The organism is Micromonospora lupini str. Lupac 08, assembly GCF_000297395.2.
GTDB classification, from domain to species: domain Bacteria; phylum Actinomycetota; class Actinomycetes; order Mycobacteriales; family Micromonosporaceae; genus Micromonospora; species Micromonospora lupini.
Map to the genome: position 1 here is coordinate 4,399,273 of NZ_HF570108.1, position 20,146 is coordinate 4,419,418.

The 20,146-nt window shown below is 71.7% G+C and carries 18 protein-coding genes and 1 pseudogene; 10 read left to right on the forward strand and 9 right to left on the reverse strand.

Going from position 1 to position 20,146, the window contains the following annotated elements:
- Positions 1-19: 19 nt before the first annotated feature.
- The 3 genes and pseudogenes from fdh to MILUP08_RS21300 form a co-directional block, all read right to left on the reverse strand.
- A pseudogene (gene fdh / locus MILUP08_RS21285) lies at positions 20-3,268 on the reverse strand (formate dehydrogenase); the annotation flags it as partial.
- A gap of 145 nt (positions 3,269-3,413) precedes the next feature.
- Entirely contained in the window at positions 3,414-4,211 is a 798-nt protein-coding gene (locus tag MILUP08_RS21295) for a PrsW family intramembrane metalloprotease (RefSeq protein WP_039906386.1), read from the reverse strand.
- A 58-nt stretch (positions 4,212-4,269) separates the two neighbouring features.
- Positions 4,270-4,689, reverse strand: a complete 420-nt coding sequence (locus MILUP08_RS21300; protein WP_051065771.1) for an ASCH domain-containing protein — start codon at positions 4,687-4,689, stop codon at positions 4,270-4,272.
- Positions 4,690-4,746: 57 nt separating this feature from the next.
- Here MILUP08_RS21300 and MILUP08_RS21305 point away from each other — a divergent pair, with 57 nt between their 5' ends.
- The gene (locus tag MILUP08_RS21305) at positions 4,747-5,157 is read left to right on the forward strand and encodes an NUDIX hydrolase (RefSeq protein ID WP_039908500.1); all 411 of its coding nucleotides are present in this window, start codon (positions 4,747-4,749) and stop codon (positions 5,155-5,157) included.
- 30 nt (positions 5,158-5,187) lie between these two features.
- Here MILUP08_RS21305 and MILUP08_RS21310 read toward each other — a convergent pair whose 3' ends face one another.
- A complete protein-coding gene (locus MILUP08_RS21310; protein ID WP_007461430.1) occupies positions 5,188-5,760 on the reverse strand; it encodes a dihydrofolate reductase family protein in 573 nt (190 codons plus the stop codon).
- A gap of 126 nt (positions 5,761-5,886) precedes the next feature.
- Between MILUP08_RS21310 and MILUP08_RS21315 the strand changes: the two genes are divergently transcribed.
- Both MILUP08_RS21315 and MILUP08_RS21320 read left to right on the forward strand, forming a co-directional pair.
- Entirely contained in the window at positions 5,887-6,909 is a 1,023-nt protein-coding gene (locus MILUP08_RS21315) for an RNA polymerase subunit sigma-70 (protein WP_007461432.1), read from the forward strand.
- Between the two features lie 221 nt (positions 6,910-7,130).
- Positions 7,131-7,859 (forward strand): hypothetical protein, encoded by a 729-nt coding sequence (locus MILUP08_RS21320; RefSeq protein ID WP_007461433.1) that lies wholly within the window; start codon positions 7,131-7,133, stop codon positions 7,857-7,859.
- Between the two features lie 212 nt (positions 7,860-8,071).
- Here MILUP08_RS21320 and MILUP08_RS21325 read toward each other — a convergent pair whose 3' ends face one another.
- The gene (locus tag MILUP08_RS21325) at positions 8,072-8,821 is read right to left on the reverse strand and encodes a VOC family protein (protein WP_007461435.1); all 750 of its coding nucleotides are present in this window, start codon (positions 8,819-8,821) and stop codon (positions 8,072-8,074) included.
- A 167-nt stretch (positions 8,822-8,988) separates the two neighbouring features.
- Between MILUP08_RS21325 and MILUP08_RS21330 the strand changes: the two genes are divergently transcribed.
- The 4 genes from MILUP08_RS21330 to MILUP08_RS21345 are packed head-to-tail and all read left to right on the forward strand — an operon-like array spanning position 8,989 to position 12,258.
- Positions 8,989-9,915 carry a hypothetical protein gene (locus MILUP08_RS21330; RefSeq protein WP_007461437.1) on the forward strand — a complete coding sequence of 309 codons (927 nt, stop codon included), beginning with the start codon at positions 8,989-8,991 and terminating at the stop codon, positions 9,913-9,915.
- Positions 9,912-10,364: an ABA4-like family protein gene (locus MILUP08_RS21335; RefSeq protein WP_007461439.1), complete on the forward strand. Its 453-nt coding sequence runs from the start codon at positions 9,912-9,914 to the stop codon at positions 10,362-10,364. Before MILUP08_RS21330 ends, MILUP08_RS21335 begins: the two co-directional genes overlap by 4 nt.
- Positions 10,365-10,378: 14 nt before the next feature.
- Entirely contained in the window at positions 10,379-11,635 is a 1,257-nt protein-coding gene (locus tag MILUP08_RS21340) for a sensor histidine kinase (protein WP_007461441.1), read from the forward strand.
- Positions 11,632-12,258 (forward strand): response regulator transcription factor, encoded by a 627-nt coding sequence (locus MILUP08_RS21345; RefSeq protein WP_007461443.1) that lies wholly within the window; start codon positions 11,632-11,634, stop codon positions 12,256-12,258. The genes MILUP08_RS21340 and MILUP08_RS21345 overlap by 4 nt, the downstream gene beginning before the upstream one ends.
- A 15-nt stretch (positions 12,259-12,273) precedes the next feature.
- Here MILUP08_RS21345 and MILUP08_RS21350 read toward each other — a convergent pair whose 3' ends face one another.
- Positions 12,274-14,064 (reverse strand): gamma-glutamyltransferase family protein, encoded by a 1,791-nt coding sequence (locus MILUP08_RS21350; RefSeq protein ID WP_007461445.1) that lies wholly within the window; start codon positions 14,062-14,064, stop codon positions 12,274-12,276.
- A 52-nt stretch (positions 14,065-14,116) separates the two neighbouring features.
- Complete coding sequence (locus tag MILUP08_RS21355; RefSeq protein ID WP_007461446.1) at positions 14,117-14,701, reverse strand: TetR family transcriptional regulator; 585 nt, start codon at positions 14,699-14,701, stop codon at positions 14,117-14,119.
- 66 nt (positions 14,702-14,767) lie between these two features.
- On the opposite strand from MILUP08_RS21355, the gene MILUP08_RS21360 reads away from it, so the two are divergent.
- The gene (locus tag MILUP08_RS21360) at positions 14,768-15,463 is read left to right on the forward strand and encodes an NAD(P)-dependent oxidoreductase (protein WP_007461448.1); all 696 of its coding nucleotides are present in this window, start codon (positions 14,768-14,770) and stop codon (positions 15,461-15,463) included.
- 79 nt (positions 15,464-15,542) lie between these two features.
- Here the strand turns inward: MILUP08_RS21360 and MILUP08_RS21365 are convergent, their stop codons facing one another.
- The gene (locus MILUP08_RS21365) at positions 15,543-16,112 is read right to left on the reverse strand and encodes a TetR/AcrR family transcriptional regulator (protein WP_039908503.1); all 570 of its coding nucleotides are present in this window, start codon (positions 16,110-16,112) and stop codon (positions 15,543-15,545) included.
- Positions 16,113-16,224: 112 nt separating this feature from the next.
- Between MILUP08_RS21365 and MILUP08_RS21370 the strand changes: the two genes are divergently transcribed.
- Entirely contained in the window at positions 16,225-17,625 is a 1,401-nt protein-coding gene (locus MILUP08_RS21370; RefSeq protein WP_007461452.1) for an MFS transporter, read from the forward strand.
- Between the two features lie 412 nt (positions 17,626-18,037).
- Entirely contained in the window at positions 18,038-18,172 is a 135-nt protein-coding gene (locus MILUP08_RS37175) for a hypothetical protein (protein WP_272944009.1), read from the forward strand.
- Between the two features lie 11 nt (positions 18,173-18,183).
- Here the strand turns inward: MILUP08_RS37175 and MILUP08_RS21375 are convergent, their stop codons facing one another.
- Positions 18,184-20,118, reverse strand: a complete 1,935-nt coding sequence (locus MILUP08_RS21375; RefSeq protein ID WP_007461455.1) for a Na+/H+ antiporter NhaA — start codon at positions 20,116-20,118, stop codon at positions 18,184-18,186.
- Positions 20,119-20,146 lie beyond the last annotated feature (28 nt).

Consider the following 20,146-nt stretch of genomic DNA (forward strand, 5'->3'; position numbering starts at 1 on the left):
CCTGGTCGCTGCTGCTGTCGGCGACGTCGGTCGTGACCATCGGTGGATAGCGGTGGACGAGGTCCCCCGACCGCCGCCGGTAGTCGACGACGAGGTCCAACAGGTCCTGTCCTCGGGGGCGTCGTCCGGGCCGGACGTCGCACGTGCCGACCTTGCTCTCCTGAATCAGGACGTTGGGGTCGAGGGTGATGCCGAACAGGTCGTTGGCCGAGTCGCCGGTCACCAGGCCCTCGTAGCCGAAGTGGTACGGCAGCCAGACCTGGTGGATGATCCGGCCGTCCACGCGCAGCGGCGTGACGCGGTCGGTCACCAGCACCTTCGCCTGGACGGCCGCGCGGCTGGTGACCAGGTGGGCCCAGCCCAGGTGACTCAACCCGCGCAGGGCGGCCAACTCCGGCGACACCTCGACGAACATCTCGGGCTGCAACTCGGCCAGCGGCGACACGTTGCGGCTCATCGCGCCGGCAGTGTGGTGCTCGGTGAGCCGGCTGACCGTGAACACGTACGGGAAGACGTCGCTGTGCTCCTGCGGCGGGCTCGGATTCAACGTGTTGACCGGGTGGGTGTAGACCTTGCGGGCCGGGTTGGCCTGCTGCCGGTAGAGCGGGTTGCGCACCGGCGACTCCACCGGCTCGTAGTGCGTCGGCAGCGGCCCGTCCAGCACGCCGCTGGGCGCGTACAGCCAGCCCTTCCCGTCGCCCTGGAGGATGAACGGGTCGTCGCCCGCGATGCCCGCCACGCCCGAGGAGTTCGGCGGCGGCCGGTACGAGGGCGCCTTGTTCTTCTCGAAGTCCGGCACGTCGTAGCCGGTCCACTCGGCCTTCTCCGCGTCCCACCACACGTACTTCTTGCGCTCGCTCCACGGCCTGCCGTCCGGGTCGGCCGAGGCACGGTTGTAGAGGATCCGCCGGTTGGACGGCCACGCCCAACCCCACTCGAGCGCCACCAGGGACTGCTCCGAGCCGGGCTTGCGGCGGGCGGCCTGGTTGACGCCGTCGGCGTACACGCCGGTGTAGATCCAGCAGCCGCCGGCGGTGGTGCCGTCGTCCTTCATCTCGGTGTAGCTCGACAGCGGTCGGCCGCTGGCCACGTCGTACCCGTTGATCTCGTAGAGCACCGACTCGGCGCTCGGCTCGGCGTGCGGACCGTGCGTGGGGTAGTTCCAGGCGAGGTCGAGCAGCGCCCGGTCACGAGCGCGGGTCGAGCGGGCCAGCCGTTCCCTGATGATCCGGCCGAGGTGGTAGAAGAACCACAGCTCCGAGCGGGCGTCGCCTGGCGGCTCGACGGCCTTCTCCCGCCACTGCAACAGCCGCTGCGTCTGGGTGAAGGAGCCCTCCTTCTCCACGTGCGAGGCGGCGGGCAGGAAGAACACCTCGGTACGACACTCCTCCGGCACGATCTCGCCCGTCTCGATCTCCGGGGCGCGCTTCCAGAACGTGGCGCTCTCGATCATGAACAGGTCGCGGACGACAAGCCAGTCCAGGTTGGCCATCCCCAGGCGCTGCGCGCGCCCGTGCGCCGAGCCGACCGCCGGGTTCTGCCCGAGCAGGAAGTACCCCTTGATCTTCCCGTCGATCATGTTGAGCACCTGCTGGTAGGTGCCGTGGTCGCCGGTCATCCGGGGCATGTAGCCGTAGCAGTAGTCGTTGTCCGCGGTCGCGGCGTCCCCCCAGTACGCCTTGAGCAGGTTCACGCCGTAGGCGCGCGCGTTGCCCCAGAAGCCCTTCTGCCCCGGATGCCGGATGCTGTCCACCCACTCGTCGAACGTCGGGTGGTCGGCGTGGTGCGGCATCGGCAGATAGCCGGGCAGCAGGTTGAACAGCGTCGGCACGTCGGTGGAGCCCTGGATGCTCGCGTGTCCCCGCAGCGCCATCACGCCACCACCGGGCCGGCCCATGTTGCCCAGCAGCAACTGGATGATCGCCCCGGCGCGGATGTACTGCACGCCCACGCTGTGCTGCGTCCACCCGACCGAGTAGACGAGCATGCTCGTGCGCTCCCGGCCCGAGTTGGCCGTCCACGCCTGGGCCAGTTCCAGGAACTTGTCCTGCGGGATGCCGCAGACCCGCTCCACCATCTGCGGGGTGTAGCGGGAGAAGTGCCGCTTGAGGATCTGGTAGACGCAGCGCGGGTGCTGCAACGTCTCGTCGCGCTGGGTGTCGCCGCCCACCGGCGCACCGTGCGACTCGTGTTCCAGCCCGGCCGCCGTCTCCCGCTGCGTCTCGGTGTCCCGAGGGGGGATGTTCTGCTCGGCGCCCTCGTACTGCCAGCTGCTCTGGTCGTAGCTGGCGTTCTCCTCGGTGAAGCCGGAGAAGAGCCCGTGCAGGTCCTCGGTGTCCCGGTACTCCCCGGTCACGATGGTGGCGGCGTTCGTGTACGCCACGACGTACTCGCGGAAGTCCAGCTCGTTGTCGAGGATGTAGCGGATCACGCCGCCGAGCAGGGCGATGTCGGTGCCCGCCCGGATCGGCAGGTACGCGTCCGCCACCGCGCTCGTGCGCGTGAACCGTGGGTCGACGTGGAACACCTTCGCCCCACGGCGCTTGGCCTCCATCACCCACTGGAAACCCACCGGATGCGCCTCGGCCATGTTCGAACCCTGAATGACGATCATGTCGGAGTTCGACAGGTCCTGCTGGAACTGGGTGGCGCCGCCGCGACCGAAGCTGGTCCCCAGACCGGGGACGGTGGCGGAGTGTCAAATACGGGCCTGGTTCTCGATCTGGAGCGCCCCCATCGCGGTGAACAACTTCTTGATGAGGTAGTTCTCCTCGTTGTCCAGCGTCGCCCCGCCCAGGCTGGAGATGCCCAGTGTCCGGTTGAGCGGCCGGCCCTCGTCGTCCCGGTCTTCCCAGGTCTCGTCCCGGGCGGCCAGGACCCGGTCGGCGATCATGTTCATCGCCGTGTCGAGGTCGAGATCCTCCCACTCGGTGCCGTACGGCCGCCGGTAGCGGACCGTCGTCTGTCGCAACGGACTGGTCACCAGGCTCTTGCTCGCCGCGCCCTTCGGACACAACCGACCCCGCGAGATCGGACTGTCCGGGTCGCCCTCGATCTGCGTGACCTGCCCGTCGGCGACGTACACCCGCTGGCCACACCCCACGGCGCAGTACGGGCAGACGGACCGGGCGACCGAGTCGGCGGTGTCGGTGCGGGCGGTGAGCGTCAGCGACCGGGCGGACTTGGCCGCCGCGCCCCGACCCAACGGGTCGGTGCCGGTGAGCTGGCGATAGAGCGGCCAGCGCTCGACCCAGCGGCGCACGCCCATCGCTGCACCTTCCCGACGAAAGCCACTAAATGTGAACAGTCCGACAGTAGATGAGGTGCCGGCCCGGCCGCAGCGGGATCAGCAGAGCGATGCCTCCCCCGGCCAGTTTTCGCTGGCCGAGGGAGGCATGGTGGACGGGCCGGGATCAGCTCGACGGGCGCTGGACGACCAGGCGGTCGCCGAAGGTCCGGTAGCGGCGCAGCTCCCAGAACAGCCAGCCGATGCTGACGATCGCCAGCACGACGAAGACCAGCGAACCGGAGAACGTGTCCCAGAGGGTGTGCAGGACGACGACGCCCAGGAAGGTGCCGAGGAACCCGAACAGCCGGCCGACGCTCGGACTGGCCAGCAGCGCCCACAGCGCCCCGGCGGTGAGCCCGGTCCACGCGGTGTGCCCGGCGGGCGCGGTCAGACCGCGGATGAACAGGGTCTGCTCCACCGCGCCGATGTTGCCGTGCGAGCTCAGCAACGCGGTGAAGGCGTACCCCATCGTCTCCAGCGCGGCGAAGCCCATGCCGGCCGCCACACCGATGACCAGGCCGTCGGACGGCAGTCGGCGACGGTGCTGCGCCAGGGCCGTGAACAGCAGCACCACGGGGACGATCAGCTTCGCCGACTCCTCGATCAGGGCCACGAACAACATGGGCAGGGTGCCGAGGCCGCGCAGGGTGTCGTACTCCAGGGTGCCGGCGACCACCGTGCCGATCACCCCGCCGAAGAACGCCGACGTCACCAGCACCGACGACGGCACCTGCCAGCGCCCGGTACGGGCCTGGGCGAACGTGAGGAACGTCAGGGGAGCCAGGGTCGCGCCGAGCAGGATCAGCGCCGGCACGAAGTTCGGATTCTGGGTGCGCACAAGGGTCCGCAGCACCGCCAGATAGAGGATCAGCCCGACGACGAGCACTCCGGCCCACGCCCACCGGCGAGAACGATCACGCATACCGCGCAGTCTGGCGGATGCAGGTTACGAACACCAGCGGCAGCCACCCCGAGGCCGTTCAGACCACGTGCAGCAGCCGGAAGCGCTTGGTCACCACCAGGGTGTCGTCGTCGACGGTGAAGTCCGGGTCGCCCAGCTCGGCGCGTACCTGGGCGCTGTGCCAGAACGACTCGTGCCCCGCTCGCCACTGCGCCACCGACTCGTCGCCCTCCCCCTCGGCCAGGGCGTGTTCCAGGTCCACGTCGGCGAGCCGGACGACCCGCACCTCGGTCACCTCGATCACCGCCACCCGCCGGCCGTCGGAGTCCACCACCGCGGATCGCTGACCCACCTCGGGCAGCGGCTCGTTCGCGTGCTCGTAGCCGAGCAGCAGCGCGGACGTCGAGGTCTTCGCGCCGGATCGGATGGCGGCCACCAGCGTGTCCCGCAGCGGCCCGGGAAACCCGAACTCCACCACCGGAAGATCTTCCACATCCATTCACGGAGGGTACGCCCGACCACAGGTGACGGCAGCCAGCGTGGCATGGTCTCGTGGGTGGCCACCTACGACGTCGCCCTCGTCCTGCTCGTCGACCCCTCCGGGGCGGTGCTGATGCAGCATCGCGACGCGCACGCGCCCGTCTCGCCCAACCAGTGGAGCCTTCCCGGCGGCCACGTCGAGCCCGGCGAGTCGCCCGAGCAGGCGGCCCGCCGCGAGTTGCTGGAGGAGACCGGCCTGACGGCCGGTGAGCTGCACCCGCTGTGGAGCGGTCCGCGCCCGTACGAGGCCGGCTTCCCGCACACGGTGACGGTGCACGTGTTCCGTGGCACCACCACCGCGCGACAGGAGAACGTGGTGCTCGGCGAGGGGCAGGCCATGGTGTTCGTCCCGCCCCACGAGGTACGCGATCGGGAGCTGGCGGCCTCGACCGTGGTGGCGCTGTCGCTGCACCTCGGGGACACCTGACGCCCGGCGTTGTTGTCCCGGTGGCCGGGCTCAACGCTCCTGCGCGGGGTCGCGCCGCAGCACGGTGAACGCTCCTGCCTCGACGGGCTCCACCGCGCTGAACCGGAAGTCGGCGGGCGTGCCGGAGGCGAACAGGCGGTCGCCCGCACCGACGATCGTCGGGAACGTGATCAGCCGGTACTCGTCGACGACGTCGGCCGCCGCCAGCGCCCGGACGAGGCTCAGGCTGCCGATCACCACGACGTCGCGCCGGGTGCGTTCGTCGGTGGCCCAGTTGACCGGGTCGCCGTCGATCGCCGCCGAGTTCGGCCACGCCGCCGCGTCGATGCCGCTGGTGGTGGCCACCCTCTTGGGCACGCTGTTCATCACCGTCGCATACCCCCCGTCGCGAGTCGGCCAGAGCTTGGCGAAATGCTCCCAGGTGCGCCGCCCGTAGAGCTGGACACCATGCTCCATCCGGGCCCCGAGGCGGAACTTGTCGCCGCTGACCGGCCCGGCCCCGTGCCGGAACGCCCAGCCGCCGTGGCCGGTGCCCCCGCGCCCGTCCGGGTCGGAGACCACGCCGTCCAGCGTGCAGAACTGAATGACGATGATGTCGCCCATCTGGATTCCTCTCACCGTGGCGGCCCGCCGTGGACCGCTCGTACTGCACACCTACCGACGCCACGCGCCGAACTCATCGGTCCACGCGGGGGAATCCTGGCCGCGCCTCGGCATAGGCTCTCCGGCGTGGCCGACGCGACAGCGCAGGACCGGGACGGCCGGTACGAGGCGTACCGAGGCGACCTGCTGGCGCACTGCTACCGGATGCTCGGTTCCGTGGACGAGGCCGAGGATCTGGTGCAGGAGACGCTGCTGCGCGCCTGGCGGGCCGCCGACCGGTACGATCCGCAACTGTCGTCGCTGCGGACCTGGCTGCACCGTATCGCGACCAACGCCTGCCTCACGGCGTTGGCGGGACGGGCTCGCCGGCCATTGCCGAGCGGGCTGAACCCGGCCGGTGACCCCTCCGCACCGCTCATCCCCCGGCTCGACATTCCCTGGTTGCAGCCGTTTCCGGACGTACGGCTCGGCGACCCCGCCGATGCCGTCCAGCAGCGCGCAGGTCTGCGGCTCGCCCTGGTCGCGGCGCTGCAACTGCTGCCCGCTCGACAGCGTGCGGCGCTGGTGCTGCGGGAGGTGCTCCAACTGTCGGCAGTTGAGGTGGCGCAGGCCCTGGGCAGCAGTGTCGCCTCGGTGAACAGCAGCCTCCAGCGGGCCCGCGCGACGCTGCGGGCCACCGGGCCGGTGCTCGACGAGCTGCGCGAGCCCGCCGATCCCGACGAACGCGCCGTGGTCGAGCGCTACCTGGCGGCGTTCGAGGCGGCCGACCTGGCCGGCCTGACCCGCCTGCTCTCCGATGACGTGGTGCTGGAGATGCCTCCGGTGGCGCTCTGGCTCGCCGGCAGAACGCACTACCACCGGTTCATGGAACGCGTCTTCGCCATGCGGGGCGCGGGCTGGCACCTCGCCCCCGTGCGGGCCAACGGCACCACCGCGCTGGCGGCGTACGCGCCGGACCCGGACGCGGATGGCGTCCGAGCGCACTCGCTCCAGCTCTTCAGCGTGCGGGGTGGCCTGATCCGACGCTGTGTGACGTTCGCCGACCCGACGATGTTCGACCTGTTCGGGCTGCCCGCGACCGTTGCGGGCCACGCCCCGGAGCTAGCGCGTCCGGGCCTTCGGTCGACACCTGCCGGTGCCGGTGGCTGACGGCCGTCGACGCCTTCCCGCACGGCGACGGCGACCCGTCCGGGCAGGAGATCGTCGGTCCGGCTGATGAGGGCGCGGGCGGCGGCCGCAGTCGCTCGTCCGCGTGCTCGTATCCCACAAGTAGCGCGGAGGTGGAGGTCTTCACGCCGGGCAGGATCGCGGCCAGCTAGAGTCCCTCTCTTCGGCGGGAATCCCGCTCGGAGTCCTCGAAGGCGGTCCCCGTGGCCCCTGATCCCATCGACGTGAACGGTCAGCTGGAGGCGGCGCTGGCGGAAGTGGCCGCCGCTTTCCGTGGCATGACCGCGCACCAGCTGGAGTCCAACTGCGAGTGCCACTGGGGCAGCGCGGAGGAGTTGGCCCTGCTCAAGACGCCGGACGTCCCCCTCGACGACGACCTGCTCCAACGCACGTACTGGTTGGGGGACTGGATCTACCACGGGCCGTTGTTGCGCCGGATCATGCCGCAGGTGACCCGAGGGCTCGTGACCGGCCAGGTGGAGCCGATCGGCGGATTGGAGCGAAACTTCATCCGCGGTCGCTGGCAGGAGTGGCCCGCCGCGCAGCGTGACGCCGTGCGAGCATTCCTGGACGCGTGGTGGCTGCACGTCCTGGTCGCGCCCGGAGCGAAGGTGACCGCCCACGAGGCGCTGCAATTCCTCGCCGAGGTCTCCGTACAGGTCACGCCATGGCTGACCACCTGGGAGAGTCTGCTGACCAACCCGACCGCGGCGAGGCGGCTCGCCGTGGCGGTGGACGATTGGATGTACGACCTGTCGGATGATGCGCTCCCCTGGCGGAGCGAGCACGACGGGACCGACTGGTGCCCCACCCTGTCGTTGTGGGTGCTGCGGCACGCGCCACGCGTGCTGCGCGAGCAGGACGCGTCGGCCGAGCGGCAGGACGACGTACGGCGGCTCGCCCTGCCGCTCGACGCTCGGTGGGACACCTAGGGCGCGGCGCTTGGACAACTCCGCGCGCTCCCACACCTGCCCGAACAGCACGTCGTCGGTGTACCCGACGAGAGTGGGCGCGACGTCCCCGAACATCTTCTGCGCACTGGAGGGCCCGTTGTCAGTCACGTCCCCATCCAAACCGGGCGGCGCGCCGCCAGGGGCGTTTGGCGTAGCCGGCCCTTCAGCACGTCAGGGCAGGTAGTCGCCGGTCAGCGCGGGTCGGACCACCACGGTTCGAGGACCACCGGGTCCGCGACATAGGCCCGCACCTGCGTACGCTCCTCCTCGGTCAACGTCAGCGCGCGCAGCCGGGCGCCCCACTCGGGCACCCGATCGGACTTCCCCAGCGCGATCGACAGCTCGATCAGGCCGGCCAGCGCCGTTGCCTGCTCGACCGCCGGGGCGTCCTCGGCGCGGCGGCGCATCCCCGAGTCGAGCGCCCGGTAGGCGGCCCGGTCGTCCATCTTGAACTCGCGCAGGATCCGCGCGTTGTCGAGCACCCGGGCCAGCCCCGCAAGGTCCTTCGACCCGCCGTACTCCAGGTCCTTCGGCTCGTCGCGCTGGATGAAGACGACGGTGTTGCCCGACGGGTCGACGACGCTGAACCGCGACGCCCCGGCCCGGTAGCGGGTCAGCCGGGGCAGGCCCTTGACCAGCACCTTGCCGTGGGCGCGGCGCATCGCGTCGGCGAACGCGGCGTGGTACGGCGCGACCGCGTCGACCATCACCAGGCAGCCGCCGGTCTGTTCCTTCGCCGGGTCGAGGCCCTTCGGCGCGGGGCCGTAGTGCAGGGCGAACCCGCTGAACTGCACGACCAGGTACACGTACGGCCGCAACTGCTCGTAGGGCACCGTGAAGCCGAGCGCACGCCAGAAGGCCAGGGTCTCCTCCGGCGCCGGGCAGGGCAGCAGCGGCACTGTGGTCTCGTTCGGCTGCACACGGTCCGCACTGGTCGTCATGGTCGCTCCCGGTCTGCTCGGCAGGCCGGTCATTGTGCCAGCACCGTCGGCGGGCCGCGCCGGATCCACGCCTCCTACCCAGGGAGGAGGCGCGCTCCGACCAGGGGCCGCAACCGGGGCCGACGGTCGGACGCGACAGGCGGTAACGGCCACGAGCATCTACAGACATGACTACCGTTCTGCGTCGGGCGACACAGTGGAACCGCCCCCTCATGCTCCTCGTCGGCGCGATGGCGGCGCTCGCCGTCGTCGCCACGGTCGGCATCCTCGTCGACCCACGCGTCCTCACCGGGGCGCCGATCTGGCTCAAGCCGTTCAAGTTCGCGGTGTCCTTCGTGCTGTACGGCGCTACGCTCGCCTGGATGCTCTCCCTGCTGCCCCGGCGTAGCCGGATCGCCGAACGAGCCGTCCTGGTCATCGTCGCGGTGGCGGTCCTGGAGAACGTGTGGCTCGTCGGTCAGGTGCTGCGCGGGCAGACCAGCCACTTCAACTCCAGTACCCCGTTGAACACCGCCCTGTTCGCGGCGATGGGCGCGGCGATCACGGTGCTGTTCTTCGCGCACCTCGTCATCGGGATCGTCGTGCTGATCCGGCGGATCCCCGACCGGGTCGCCGCGACCGCCGTCGGGTGGGGGCTCGGCCTGTCCCTGCTCGGCATGCTCGCGGCGGTCCCGATGGCGCTGCCGATGCAGGACCCGGGAATCGAGGGTATCTCCGGGGCGCACAGCGTCGGCGTGGCCGACGGTGGGCCGGGGTTGCCGGTGGTCGGCTGGAGCACCACCGGCGGCGACCTGCGGATCGGGCACTTCGTGGGGCTGCACGCGCTGCAGGCCCTGCCGATCCTGGCGATCCTGCTGACCCGTTTCGCGACCCGGCTCGACGCGCGCACCCGCGTCCGGCTGCTGGTCATCGCGGGCGGCGCGTACGGCGTACTCACTGTGTTGTTGACCTGGCAGGCCCTGCGCGGGCAGCCGCTGCTGCGCCCGGACGCCCTCACGGTTGCCGTCGTCGCGGCCCTGGTGGTCGCGACGGCGACCGCCACCGGCCTGGTCCTGGCCCGCCGACGCCGCCCGGAACTGGCGCTCGCGGCATGACCGCGACGCTGTTCTCCCTGACGTTCGCGGTGGCCGCGCCGTTCTGGGCGCTGATGATCCTGGTGCCGCGCTGGTCGTGGACCGCCCGGATCATCGGCTCGCCGCTGATCGTGCTGCCGGTCGTGGTGATCTACGCGCTGCTGGTGGTCCCGGCGTTCGGCACGGTGCTGCCCGCCGTCGCGTCGCCGACGCTGGACGGGGTACGCGAGCTGCTCGGCACCCCCGACGGCGCGGCGGCCGGCTGGGCGCACATGGTCGCGTTCGATCTGTTCGTGGGCCGGTGGGCGTGGCTGGACAGCCGGGAACGGGGGGTGCCGGCGCTGGTCATGGCTCCGGTGCTGGTGCTGACCATCCTGCTCGGGCCGCTCGGACTGGCCGCCTACCTGGCCGTACGTGCCCGGTGGCGACGGCCTGCGGTCGCTGCCCCCGACCGCGAGCACCTAGGCTGACGGCCGTGGGGCGGATGGGGCGACTGTTCGACACGCGGGACGCGCGCGTGCGGATGGCGCTGCTCGATCTCAGCGGGTTGTGTTACCTGCTCGTCGTGCCCCACCCCGGCCCCGTGCCGACGCTGACACAGTGGATCCTCGCGGTGGCGGCGTTCGCCGGCGCGCTCGTGACGTATCGCCGACCGGTGGTCAACCTGGTGCTCCAGGCGGCGTTGCTTGCCGTCGCGATCTGCCTCATCGACGACCTCACCATCAACCAGGTGGGGGCGAGCTGGGCCCTGCTCGAGGTCACCATGCGCGCGGGCCGCGCCCGCACCATCTGGCTGACCGCCGGGCTGCTCGCCGCCGTCGACCTGACCGACTCGATAGGCGACCCGCTGCGCCAGGTCGCCTCCGGCGTCGTCGGCCTGGGCCTGGAGGTCGGTGTCCCGGTGCTGCTCGGCCTGGTCATCCGGGCGAACCGGGAGCTGGGTCGGCAGACCGTGGAGCGGGCGCTTGCGGAGCAGCGGCGCCGCGAGTCGGAGAGCCGCGCGGCGCGCGCCGACGAGCGCAGCGCCATCGCCCGCGAGCTGCACGACGTCGTCGCCCACCACGTGGCGTCGATGGTGCTACGGGTCGGGGTGGCCCGACACGTCCTCACCGACCTGGACCCCCGGGTGGACGAGGTGTTCGACGATGTGCACGGCACGGGCACCGCGGCCCTGGCGGAGCTGCGCCGGCTGGTCGCGGTGCTGCGCAACCCCGACGGTGTACGCGGGGACGCGGCCCTGACCGCGATCGAGCCCTCGGCGCTCCCCTCGGCGCTCGGCGCCTCCGTCGACCGGGCCCGCCAGGCCGGCATCACCGTGGAGGCCGACATCGACGCGGCGATCGGCTCGCTCGACGCCGTGCGTGGCCTGGCCGTACTGCGGCTGACGCAGGAGGCGCTCACCAACGTGGCACGGCACGCCGGGCAGTCCGCGCGGGCGCACCTGACGGTCGCCGTGCACGACGGGGCCGTGCACTGGGAGGTCACCGACGACGGGGGCGGGGTCGACGGCGACAGCGCGCCGACTGCCGCGCCGGCCGGCGGCGGCCACGGCATCACCGGGATGCGGGAACGCGTCGAGGTCCTCGGCGGCCGGCTGGAAGCGGGCCCGACCGGCACGGGCTGGCGGGTGCGGACGGTCCTGCCGAACACGCTTTCCGAGACCGCCGCCGCAACGCCTGTCGGGTCGGCGCCCCGGACGCGCGAGGCCACGGCCGGGTCACCGACCCCGGAGCCGGCGTGATCCGCGTCCTGCTTGTCGACGACCAGCACCTCATTCGCGCGGGCCTGCGCATGCTGTGCGACGCGCAGCCCGACATCGAGGTCGTCGGCGAGGCCGACAACGGCCGCGAGGCGGTCACCCTCGCCGCGCGGCTTCTTCCCGACGTCGTGGTCATGGACCTGCGCATGCCCGGCGTCGACGGGATCACCGCGACCGGGCGGATCCTCGCCGAGCGTCCCGCCACCCGGGTGCTGGTGCTGACCACGTTCGGCGACGACGACCACCTCTATCCCGCGCTGAGCGCCGGCGCGTGCGGTTTCCTGCTCAAGGACGCGCCCCCTACCGAGCTGCTGGACGGCATCCGCCGTGCCGCCGCGGGCGACAGCCCGTTCAGCCCCGAGGTGCTGCACCGCCTCGTCCAGCGCGCCGTGCGCGCCCGCGCCGAGCCGCCCCGACAGGTGCAGGGGCTGACCGCCCGCGAGCAGGACGTGCTGGCTCTCGTCGCCGAGGGCCTGTCCAACACCGAGATCGCCGAACGGCTCCACATCGGCGTCACCACCGTCAAGACCCACATCACGAGCCTCATGACCAAGACCGACAGCCCCAACCGCGTACGCCTGGCGCTGTTCGCGCGCGGCGCCTGACCTCGACCGCGCTGGCTACCGGCCGCAGGCGTAGCCCTGCATGCCCCTCGGGTTCGCCCCGGCGGCGAGCACACCCGTGGTCGGGTCCCGGGTCACGGCGCAGAGCCGGCCCAGACTCCACGCGTCGGCGAGCCGCACCTCGTGCCCGTACGCCCGCAGGGCCTCCACCACGTCGGCGTCGAGCCGGTCCTCCACCAGCAGGACGCCGGGCTCCGAGTCGCGGGGATAGAACGACGCCGGCAGGCTGACGGTGTGCCACGCGGGCGCGTCGATGGCCTCCTGCAGGTGCTGACCCCCGAGGAGGTGGCGCAGCAGGAACGGCACCTGCCACTGGTCCTGCTGGTCGCCGCCGGGCGTGCCGCACGCCAGGATCGGCTCGCCGTCGCGGTGCACCATCGTGGGGCTCAACGTGGTGCGCGGTCGACGCCCCGGGGCCAGCGACGAGGCGAGGCCCTCCTCCAGCCAGAACATCTGCAGCCGACTGCCCAGCGGAAACCCGAGCTGCGGGATCGTGGGCGAACTCTGCAACCAGCCCCCACTCGGCGTCGCCGAGATCATGTTGCCCCACCTGTCGACGACGTCCACGTGGCAGGTGTCGCCACGGGTCACCCCGTCGGACCGCACCGTCGGCTCCCCCGTGGTGGGGTCCGCGTGATCGACCCGGTGGCCGGTGCCGGGTCGCACGTGGGCCGGCAGACGCGGCGACGCCCCGTCCGGACGCCCCGGCCGCAGCTCGGCGGACGCGCGGTCACCGATCAGGGCCGCCCGCTCCCGCGCGTACGCAGGCGACAGCAGCGCTGCGGCGGGCACGTCCGCGCTGTCGCCGTACCAGGCCTCGCGATCGGCGAAGGCGAGCTTGAGCGCCTCGACCTGGGCGTGGATGCCGGCGGCGGTCGCCGTCTCGTACGCGCCGGGGTCGTCGAGCGCGTCGAGGGCGGCAAGCGTCTCCAGCAGCACCGGGCCCTGGCCCCAGAACCCGGTCTTCGCCACCGAGTAGCCCTGCCAGTCGACTGTGGCCGGAGCCTCCCAGCTCGCCGAGTACGCGGCCAGATCGTCGCCGGTGACCAGCCCGGCGTGGACGCGCCCACTGGAGTCGCGGAACGGCTGCCGGCTGAACTCGTCGATCGCCTCGGCCACGAAGCCCGTACCCCAGGCTCGGCGAGCGGCCTCGATCTGCGCCTCCCGGTCGGCGCCGGCCGCCTGCCCGGCCTCGACGAGTCGGCGCAGGGTGCGCGCGTACGCCGGGTTGGTGAACCTCTCCCCCGCGGCCGGCGGCCGGCCGCCGCGCAGCCAGAGCTGGGCGGACGTGGGCCAGTGCTCCTCGAACAGCGACCGGACGGCCGCCACTGTCGCGCCCACGCTGCCCACCAGCGGATGACCGGCGGCGGCGTAGTCGATCGCCGGTTCGAGGACGTCGGCGAGGGACATCGTGCCGTGCTCGCGCAGCAGCAGGAGCCACGCGTCGACCGCGCCGGGCACGGCCGCCGCGAGTGGGCCGGCGCCCGGGATGAGATCCATGCCGAGGGACCGGAAGTGGGCGATCGTCGCGCCGGCCGGTGCCGGACCCTGCCCGCAGAGCACCTTCGGGCGGGGATCCTGGGCGGTCGCCACGATGGCCGGCACCTCGCCCCCCGGGCCGTTGAGGTGCGGCTCGACGACGTGCAGGACGAACCCGGCGGTGACCGCGGCGTCGAAGGCGTTCCCGCCGCGTTCGAGGATCCCCATCGCGGACTGGCTGGCGAGCCAGTGCGTCGACGACACCATGCCGAAGGTGCCCTGCAACGTCGGCCGGGTGGTGAACGTCATGACAACACCTCACTCCTGTACGCGGCCCGGAGCGTACGACGGGGGCGACGGATCAGGGCCGGCGGGGCCGGGCGTGCAGGGCCGCCCGCAGCGCCGGACCGAAGACCCGCCGAACGTCGGCCGGGGACAGCGCGTCGATCGACCGGATCGGGTTCAGGTACCGCGTGAAGATCAACCCTCCGAGTACGCCGACGGCGGCGGTGGCCCGTTCCGTCGCGTCCGGGCCGCCGAGAAATTCAGCGATGCGGAGGCGCAGCTCACCGTCCAGGTAGTCCCGCAGGGCGCGCATCGTCTCGTCGTCCCGCACCGCCATCCGGTTCTCGGCGGGCACGCCGGCGTCCCACAGACCGGTGACCGAGTCGAGCAGACGGTCGGCCAGGCCGGCCTGGTCGCCCCGCAGCGCCTGGTCCAGCGCGGTGGGGTCGACGCAGAGCAGGTTCAGCGACTGGCTGAAGAGGCCCTGCTTGGAGCCGAAGTGATAGCTGATGAGCGCGGGGTCGACCCCCGCGGCGGCGGCCACCGCCCGCACCGTCGTACCCGGGTAGCCGTGCGCGTGGAACAGGTCACGGGCGGCCGCGGCGATGCGGGCCCGGGTATCGGGATTGCCGCGGGGTCGACCCCGGGTTTTATTCAACACGGTTGAATAATGCGCTCCCGCGCTGGCACGGTCAACGCCGTCACCAGCACAACGAGGAGTGCACACATGCGTACCGTCGTCTTCGGCGCCACCGGACCCACCGGCCGCCAGATCACCGAGCAGGCCCTGGCCGCCGGCCACGAGGTCGTCGCGGTCACCCGCCGCCCCCACGACGTCCAACCCCGCGCCGGCCTCACCGTCGTCGACGCCGACGTCACCGACCCCGACGCGGTCGACCGGGCCGTCGCCGGCAGCGACGCCGTCCTGTCCAGCCTGGGCGTACCGCTCACCCCGAAGCCGATAAGCGTCTACTCGCGAGGCAACGCGCACATCGTCGCGGCGATGCACCGCCACGGCGTGCGGCGGCTCGTCACGGTCAGCTCCAGCGTCCTGGACCCGACCTGGCGACCGAGCGGCGAGTTCTTCTTCAACAACGTGCTGGATCCACTGTTCAACCGCCGGGTGGGTCGCACCGCCCACGAGGACATGCGCCGGATGGAGACACTCGTCCGCGAAAGCGGCCTGGACTGGACCATCGCCCGCCCGTCCGGCCTGTTCGACCACCCCACCACGACGCGCTACGAGGTGGCCGAGAACGTCGCGGACGGCCTGTTCACGGCACGCGCGGACCTGGCGGCGAGCATGCTGGCCCAGGTGACCGACGACCGGTTCGTCAAGCGGGCGATGGCAGTGATCACCACCGAGGTCCGGCCGAGCATCGCGGGTCTGCTCTGGCGCGAGGCCGTCGTCAAGAAGAAGTGAGGCGGCGCAGCGCTGTTCCGGTGACCCAGGTCGTCCGAGAGGCGGTCGCAAGGTCACGCCGGACCGGTCGCGTGGGCCGCTACTCCCCCGGCCGCGTCCGGACGCCGTCCAGCGCGACAGTCAACACATGGTCGCGCTGCTCGGCCCGGGGGAAGTGCCCGGACGCGATGGCGCTGGCGAGCCGCATCACGTCGTCGATCGTCACGTCGTCGCGGACCTCGCGCGCCCGTTGGGCCCGCTCCAGCAGCGGCCCGCCGGCCGCGTAGAGGGCCCGCCGACACTCGTCGTACGCGGCGGACTCCCGGTTGAGGCCGGCGGCCAGGGGCTGCTTCGCCCCGATGTACTCCACGAAGCGCCGTAGCCACGCGTACAGGCCGTCGCGGGGTGCCCGACTCCCGGCCTCCTCGGCGGCCTCGCACACCGCCTCGACCTCGCTGATGTAGACGTTCTCGATCAGCACCTCACGGGTCGGAAAGTTGCGGTAGAGCGTCGCGATGCCCACCCCGGCGCGGCGGGCGATCTCTTCCAGCGGCGCCTCCACGCCCTGCTCGGCGAAGGCGACCCGGGCCGCCGTGAGGATCGCGTCGTAGTTGCGTGCCGCGTCCGCCCGGTGCGGACGGGCGGCGCGCAGGTGGGTGAGGGCCGTCACGGTGCCGATGTCTCCCCGCATTAGCAAGTGGAGGCGACCTATCACTAGAGTGATAGTCGGCCTCCACTTATCTGGAGGTGCCCTATCAGTCTAGCTCGGAAGAAGGCCACCCATGTCCCCGACTCCCGCCCCCCGACGCAGGATCGCCCTGGCGATCATCCTCGGTTCGCAACTGATGATGACGCTGGACACCTCGATCATCACGACGGCGCTCCCGCACGTGCAACGACAGTTCGGGTTCTCCCAGTCCGGGCTGTCCTGGGTCCAGAACGCCTACGTCCTCGCCTTCGGCGGCCTCCTCCTGCTCGGCGCCCGCGCCGGTGACCTGCTCGGCCGCCGACGCGTGTTCCTGGCCGGCATCGTCCTGTTCACCGCCGCGTCGCTCGCCGCCGGCCTGGCGCAGAGTGGCGGTTGGCTGATCATCGCCCGCACCGTGCAGGGCCTCGCCGCCGCGCTCGCCGTGCCCTCCACGCTCGCGCTGCTGGTCGCCGACTACCCACAGCCGGGCGCCCGCGCCAAGGTGATCGCCCTCTACAGCGGGGTCATCGGTGCCGGCGGCAGCGTCGGCATCGTGATCGGCGGCGTCTTCACCGACCTGCTCTCCTGGCGCTGGGGAATGCTCGTCAACGTCCCGATCGGCATCGCCATCGCGCTGCTCGCGCCACGGTTCCTGGCCGAGACCGAACGCCGCTCCGGCACCTTCGACCTCGGCGGCGCACTGACCTCCACCACCGGCATGACCGCCCTGGTGTACGGCTTCATCCAGGCCGCCGCCGCCGGTTGGAGCGCCCCGAGCACAGTGATCTCGCTGGGCCTCGGGGTCGTCCTCCTGGTCGCCTTCGTTCTGATCGAGCACCGGGCACCCCAGCCCATCACCCCGCTGCGGCTCTTCCGCAGCGTCGAGCGCTCCGGGTCGTACGCCGGGCGGATCCTCATCGTCGGGGCGACCTTCTCCACCTTCTACTTCCTCAGCCAGTACCTCCAGGAGGTGCTGCACCTCAGCGCCCTGCAGACCGGCTTCGCGTACGTGCCGATCACCGGCATGTTCTTCGCCATGGTGTACGCCATCCGGCCGTTGCAGGACCGCCTCGGTCGCCCCGCGCTGCTCGTCGCGTCCCTCGTCATCGCGCTTGTCGGCATGGCGTGGCTGTCCCGGATCTCGACCGGATCCAGCTACTTCCCGGACGTGCTGCTGCCGCTGCTGGTGATCGGCATCGGCCAGGGCATCGCCATCATCCTGATGACCCAGGGTGGCGTGGCCGCCGTCGAGCCGCAGGACGCCGGTGCCGCGTCGGGCCTCGTCAACGTCGCCCACCAGCTCGGCGGCTCACTCGGCATCGCGATCCTCACCATCGCGTACGCCCGCGCCAGCTCCCCGACCGACCCGACCGCCGGCTTCCACGCGGCCTTCACCGGCGCGGACGTCTTCTTCCTGATCGCCCTGATCCTGGCCGTCGTCGTGGCCGTCGCCGACCGCCGCGCCAGCCGGCTCGCCGATCTCCCCGCCACCTGACGACCTGCGAGAGTGCCGGGCTGCTAGCGCCATGGGTGCGGGGGTGCGGAGCGCCGGGTGCGTGGGCTGGAAGGGGCAGGCTCCTGGGGCCTGGGCCTGGGGCCTGGGGCCTGGGGCCTGGGGCCTGGGGCCTGGGGCCTGGGGCCTGGGCCTGAAGACCTGGGGGCCGCGGGGCAGCAGGGTTGGCGCGCTGCCTTTGGAGCTGATGTCGCGAACGAATCAGACCGGCCGCATGCCGCTTCGGGCAACCCGTCTGTTGCACGCCCGAGGCCCTACCCACCGGCAGCCTGCGCACCCAGGGCCCTGCACGCCGATACCTGGCCGTTGATGTCGCAAACGAATCAGCTCCATAGGCACCGACCTACACGTCCCCCACCCGCGCAACGCGGAGGCGGATCGGCCGGAGATCACCGTGCGACAGGCCTTGTCGATCGGCGGCGCCGCGACTGCCGAGGGCTGGGCGAGGCGTCCACCCGTACCCTCGGCTGACGACACCGCCTACACCCGGGAGGTGACCGCGGCGCTCGTCGACCAGCTGGCTCGGTGACGACCGCGCGATCAGCTCGCCGGCCCGGTGTCGCGGCGCTCGGGATCGCGACTGTGGTACTCGGGGCGGAGCTTGGCGCTCGCGAACGCCGCCTTCACCGCCGCCGACAGCGCAGCGATGTCGTACGCGCCGTGGTGGCGCCGACCGTTGATGAAGAACGTCGGGGTGCCGGTGACGCCGCTGAGGTCGGCGGAGTCGACGTCCTCGGCGATCCGGTCGACGCCCATCCGCTTCGCCATGTGTTCCCGGAACCCGTCGAGGTCCAGGCCGAGCTGATCGGCGTAGCCCAGCACGTCGGGGGGATCGAGTGCGTCCTGGTGCGCGAGAAGCAGGTCGTGCATCCCCCAGAACGCGCCCTGCTCGCCGGCAGCCTCGGCGGCCTCGGCGGCGAGTTGGGCATGCGGGTGGACATCGGTGAGCGGCAGGTGCCGCCAGACGTACCGGACGTTTGCGAAATCCGCCAGCAGTTCCCGGACCACCGGCTCGGCCTGCCCGCAGTAGGGGCACTCGAAGTCGCCGTACTCCACGACCGTCACCGGCGCGTCGAGCGACCCGCGCATGTGGTCGCGCTCCGGATCGACAGGCAGCTTCAGGTCGACAATTCCCTCGGCGACGCCCAGCAGCGCCCGCGCACGCCGTGCCGGCGAGAGCCGGGCGACAGCGCGGAACACCAGCCAGGTGACAACTGACGCACCCACCGTCGCGACGAGGATGCCGAGCTTCGCCTCGTCCAGGGCGGGGCCGCTCAGGGCGTGGGTGGCGATCAGGAGCGCGACGGTGAATCCGATGCCGGAAACCGTGCCGACCCCCGCGACGGCGAGCCAGCCCACCGGTGGACGGAACCGGTTGCCGCTGAGCCGGGCCACCAGCCACGAGGTGGCCACGATCCCGGCCGGCTTGCCAACGACGTACGCCACCACGACGCCAAGCGTGACCGGAGAGGTGAAGGCCCTGGCCAGCAGCTCGGAGTCGATGACGATCCCGGCGTTCGCCAACGCGAAGAGCGGCACGACCACATAGCTCGCCCACGGGTGGTAGAGGGTCTGCAACCGTTCGTTCGGCGACAGCGCCGAGGTGAGCCCGGCCTGGGCCATGCGGGCGAGCTGCGGGGTGGGCTGTTCACGGAAGAGACGGAACTGGTCGCTCGCCCGCTGCAACTCGGTGCGGCCGGGCGCGTAGGCGTAGGTCAGCAGGCCCATCACCAGGCCCACCGCGACCGGGTCGACACCCGACTCCGAGACGGCCACCCAGGCGGCCACCCCCAGTAGCGCGTAGACCGGCCCGAACCGCACACCCCACGCCCGGACGACCAGGACGAGGGCGAAGATTCCCGCCGCGACGAGCAGCGCCGTCGGCGACGGATGATGCGGATAGGCGATCGCCAGCACCGCGATCGCCACCACGTCGTCGACGACAGCGACGGTCAGCAGGAAACCCCGCAACCGATCCGAGAAGCGCGGTCCGAAGACGGCCAGCGCGCCGAGCGCGAGCGCGGTGTCCGTGGCCATCACCGCGCCCCAGCCCGTTGCGGTCGGGTGCCCGGCGTTGATCGCGAGATAGATCCCGATCGGCAGGAGCATTCCGCCGAACCCGGCCAGCATCGGCAACGCCAGTCGCCGCCGTTCCCGCAGCTCGCCGATGTCGAACTCACGGCGCAACTCCAGCCCCGCGACCAGGAAGAAGAACGTCATGAGGCCGCTGTTGACCCAGGTGCGCAGGTCGTGTGACAAGGACCAGTCGCCGAGCTGGATGGAGAGGAAAGTGCTCCAGACCGACTCGTACGACGACGGGTTCAGGTTGGCCCACACCAGCGCCGCCACCGCGGCGACCAGAACCACTCGCGCACCGCCGGTCTCGGTACGCAGGAACGCGCGCAGCGGCGCGTTGACCCGTCCCTGCCAGGCGGTTCGGCTGGTCCATCCCCGGTACGTGTTGCTGCCTGTCACGCGGACAATCCTCGTCGATCTGATCCGC

Coding starts and splice junctions, on each gene's coding strand:
- MILUP08_RS21295 (WP_039906386.1), bottom strand. CDS start 4,211: ATGCGTGATCGTTCTCGCCGGTGGGCGTGGGCCGGAGTGCTCGTCGTC.
- MILUP08_RS21300 (WP_051065771.1), bottom strand. CDS start 4,689: ATGGATGTGGAAGATCTTCCGGTGGTGGAGTTCGGGTTTCCCGGGCCG.
- MILUP08_RS21310 (WP_007461430.1), bottom strand. CDS start 5,760: ATGGGCGACATCATCGTCATTCAGTTCTGCACGCTGGACGGCGTGGTC.
- MILUP08_RS21325 (WP_007461435.1), bottom strand. CDS start 8,821: ATGACGACCAGTGCGGACCGTGTGCAGCCGAACGAGACCACAGTGCCG.
- MILUP08_RS21330 (WP_007461437.1), top strand. CDS start 8,989: ATGACTACCGTTCTGCGTCGGGCGACACAGTGGAACCGCCCCCTCATG.
- MILUP08_RS21335 (WP_007461439.1), top strand. CDS start 9,912: ATGACCGCGACGCTGTTCTCCCTGACGTTCGCGGTGGCCGCGCCGTTC.
- MILUP08_RS21340 (WP_007461441.1), top strand. CDS start 10,379: ATGGGGCGACTGTTCGACACGCGGGACGCGCGCGTGCGGATGGCGCTG.
- MILUP08_RS21350 (WP_007461445.1), bottom strand. CDS start 14,064: ATGACGTTCACCACCCGGCCGACGTTGCAGGGCACCTTCGGCATGGTG.
- MILUP08_RS21360 (WP_007461448.1), top strand. CDS start 14,768: ATGCGTACCGTCGTCTTCGGCGCCACCGGACCCACCGGCCGCCAGATC.
- MILUP08_RS21370 (WP_007461452.1), top strand. CDS start 16,225: ATGTCCCCGACTCCCGCCCCCCGACGCAGGATCGCCCTGGCGATCATC.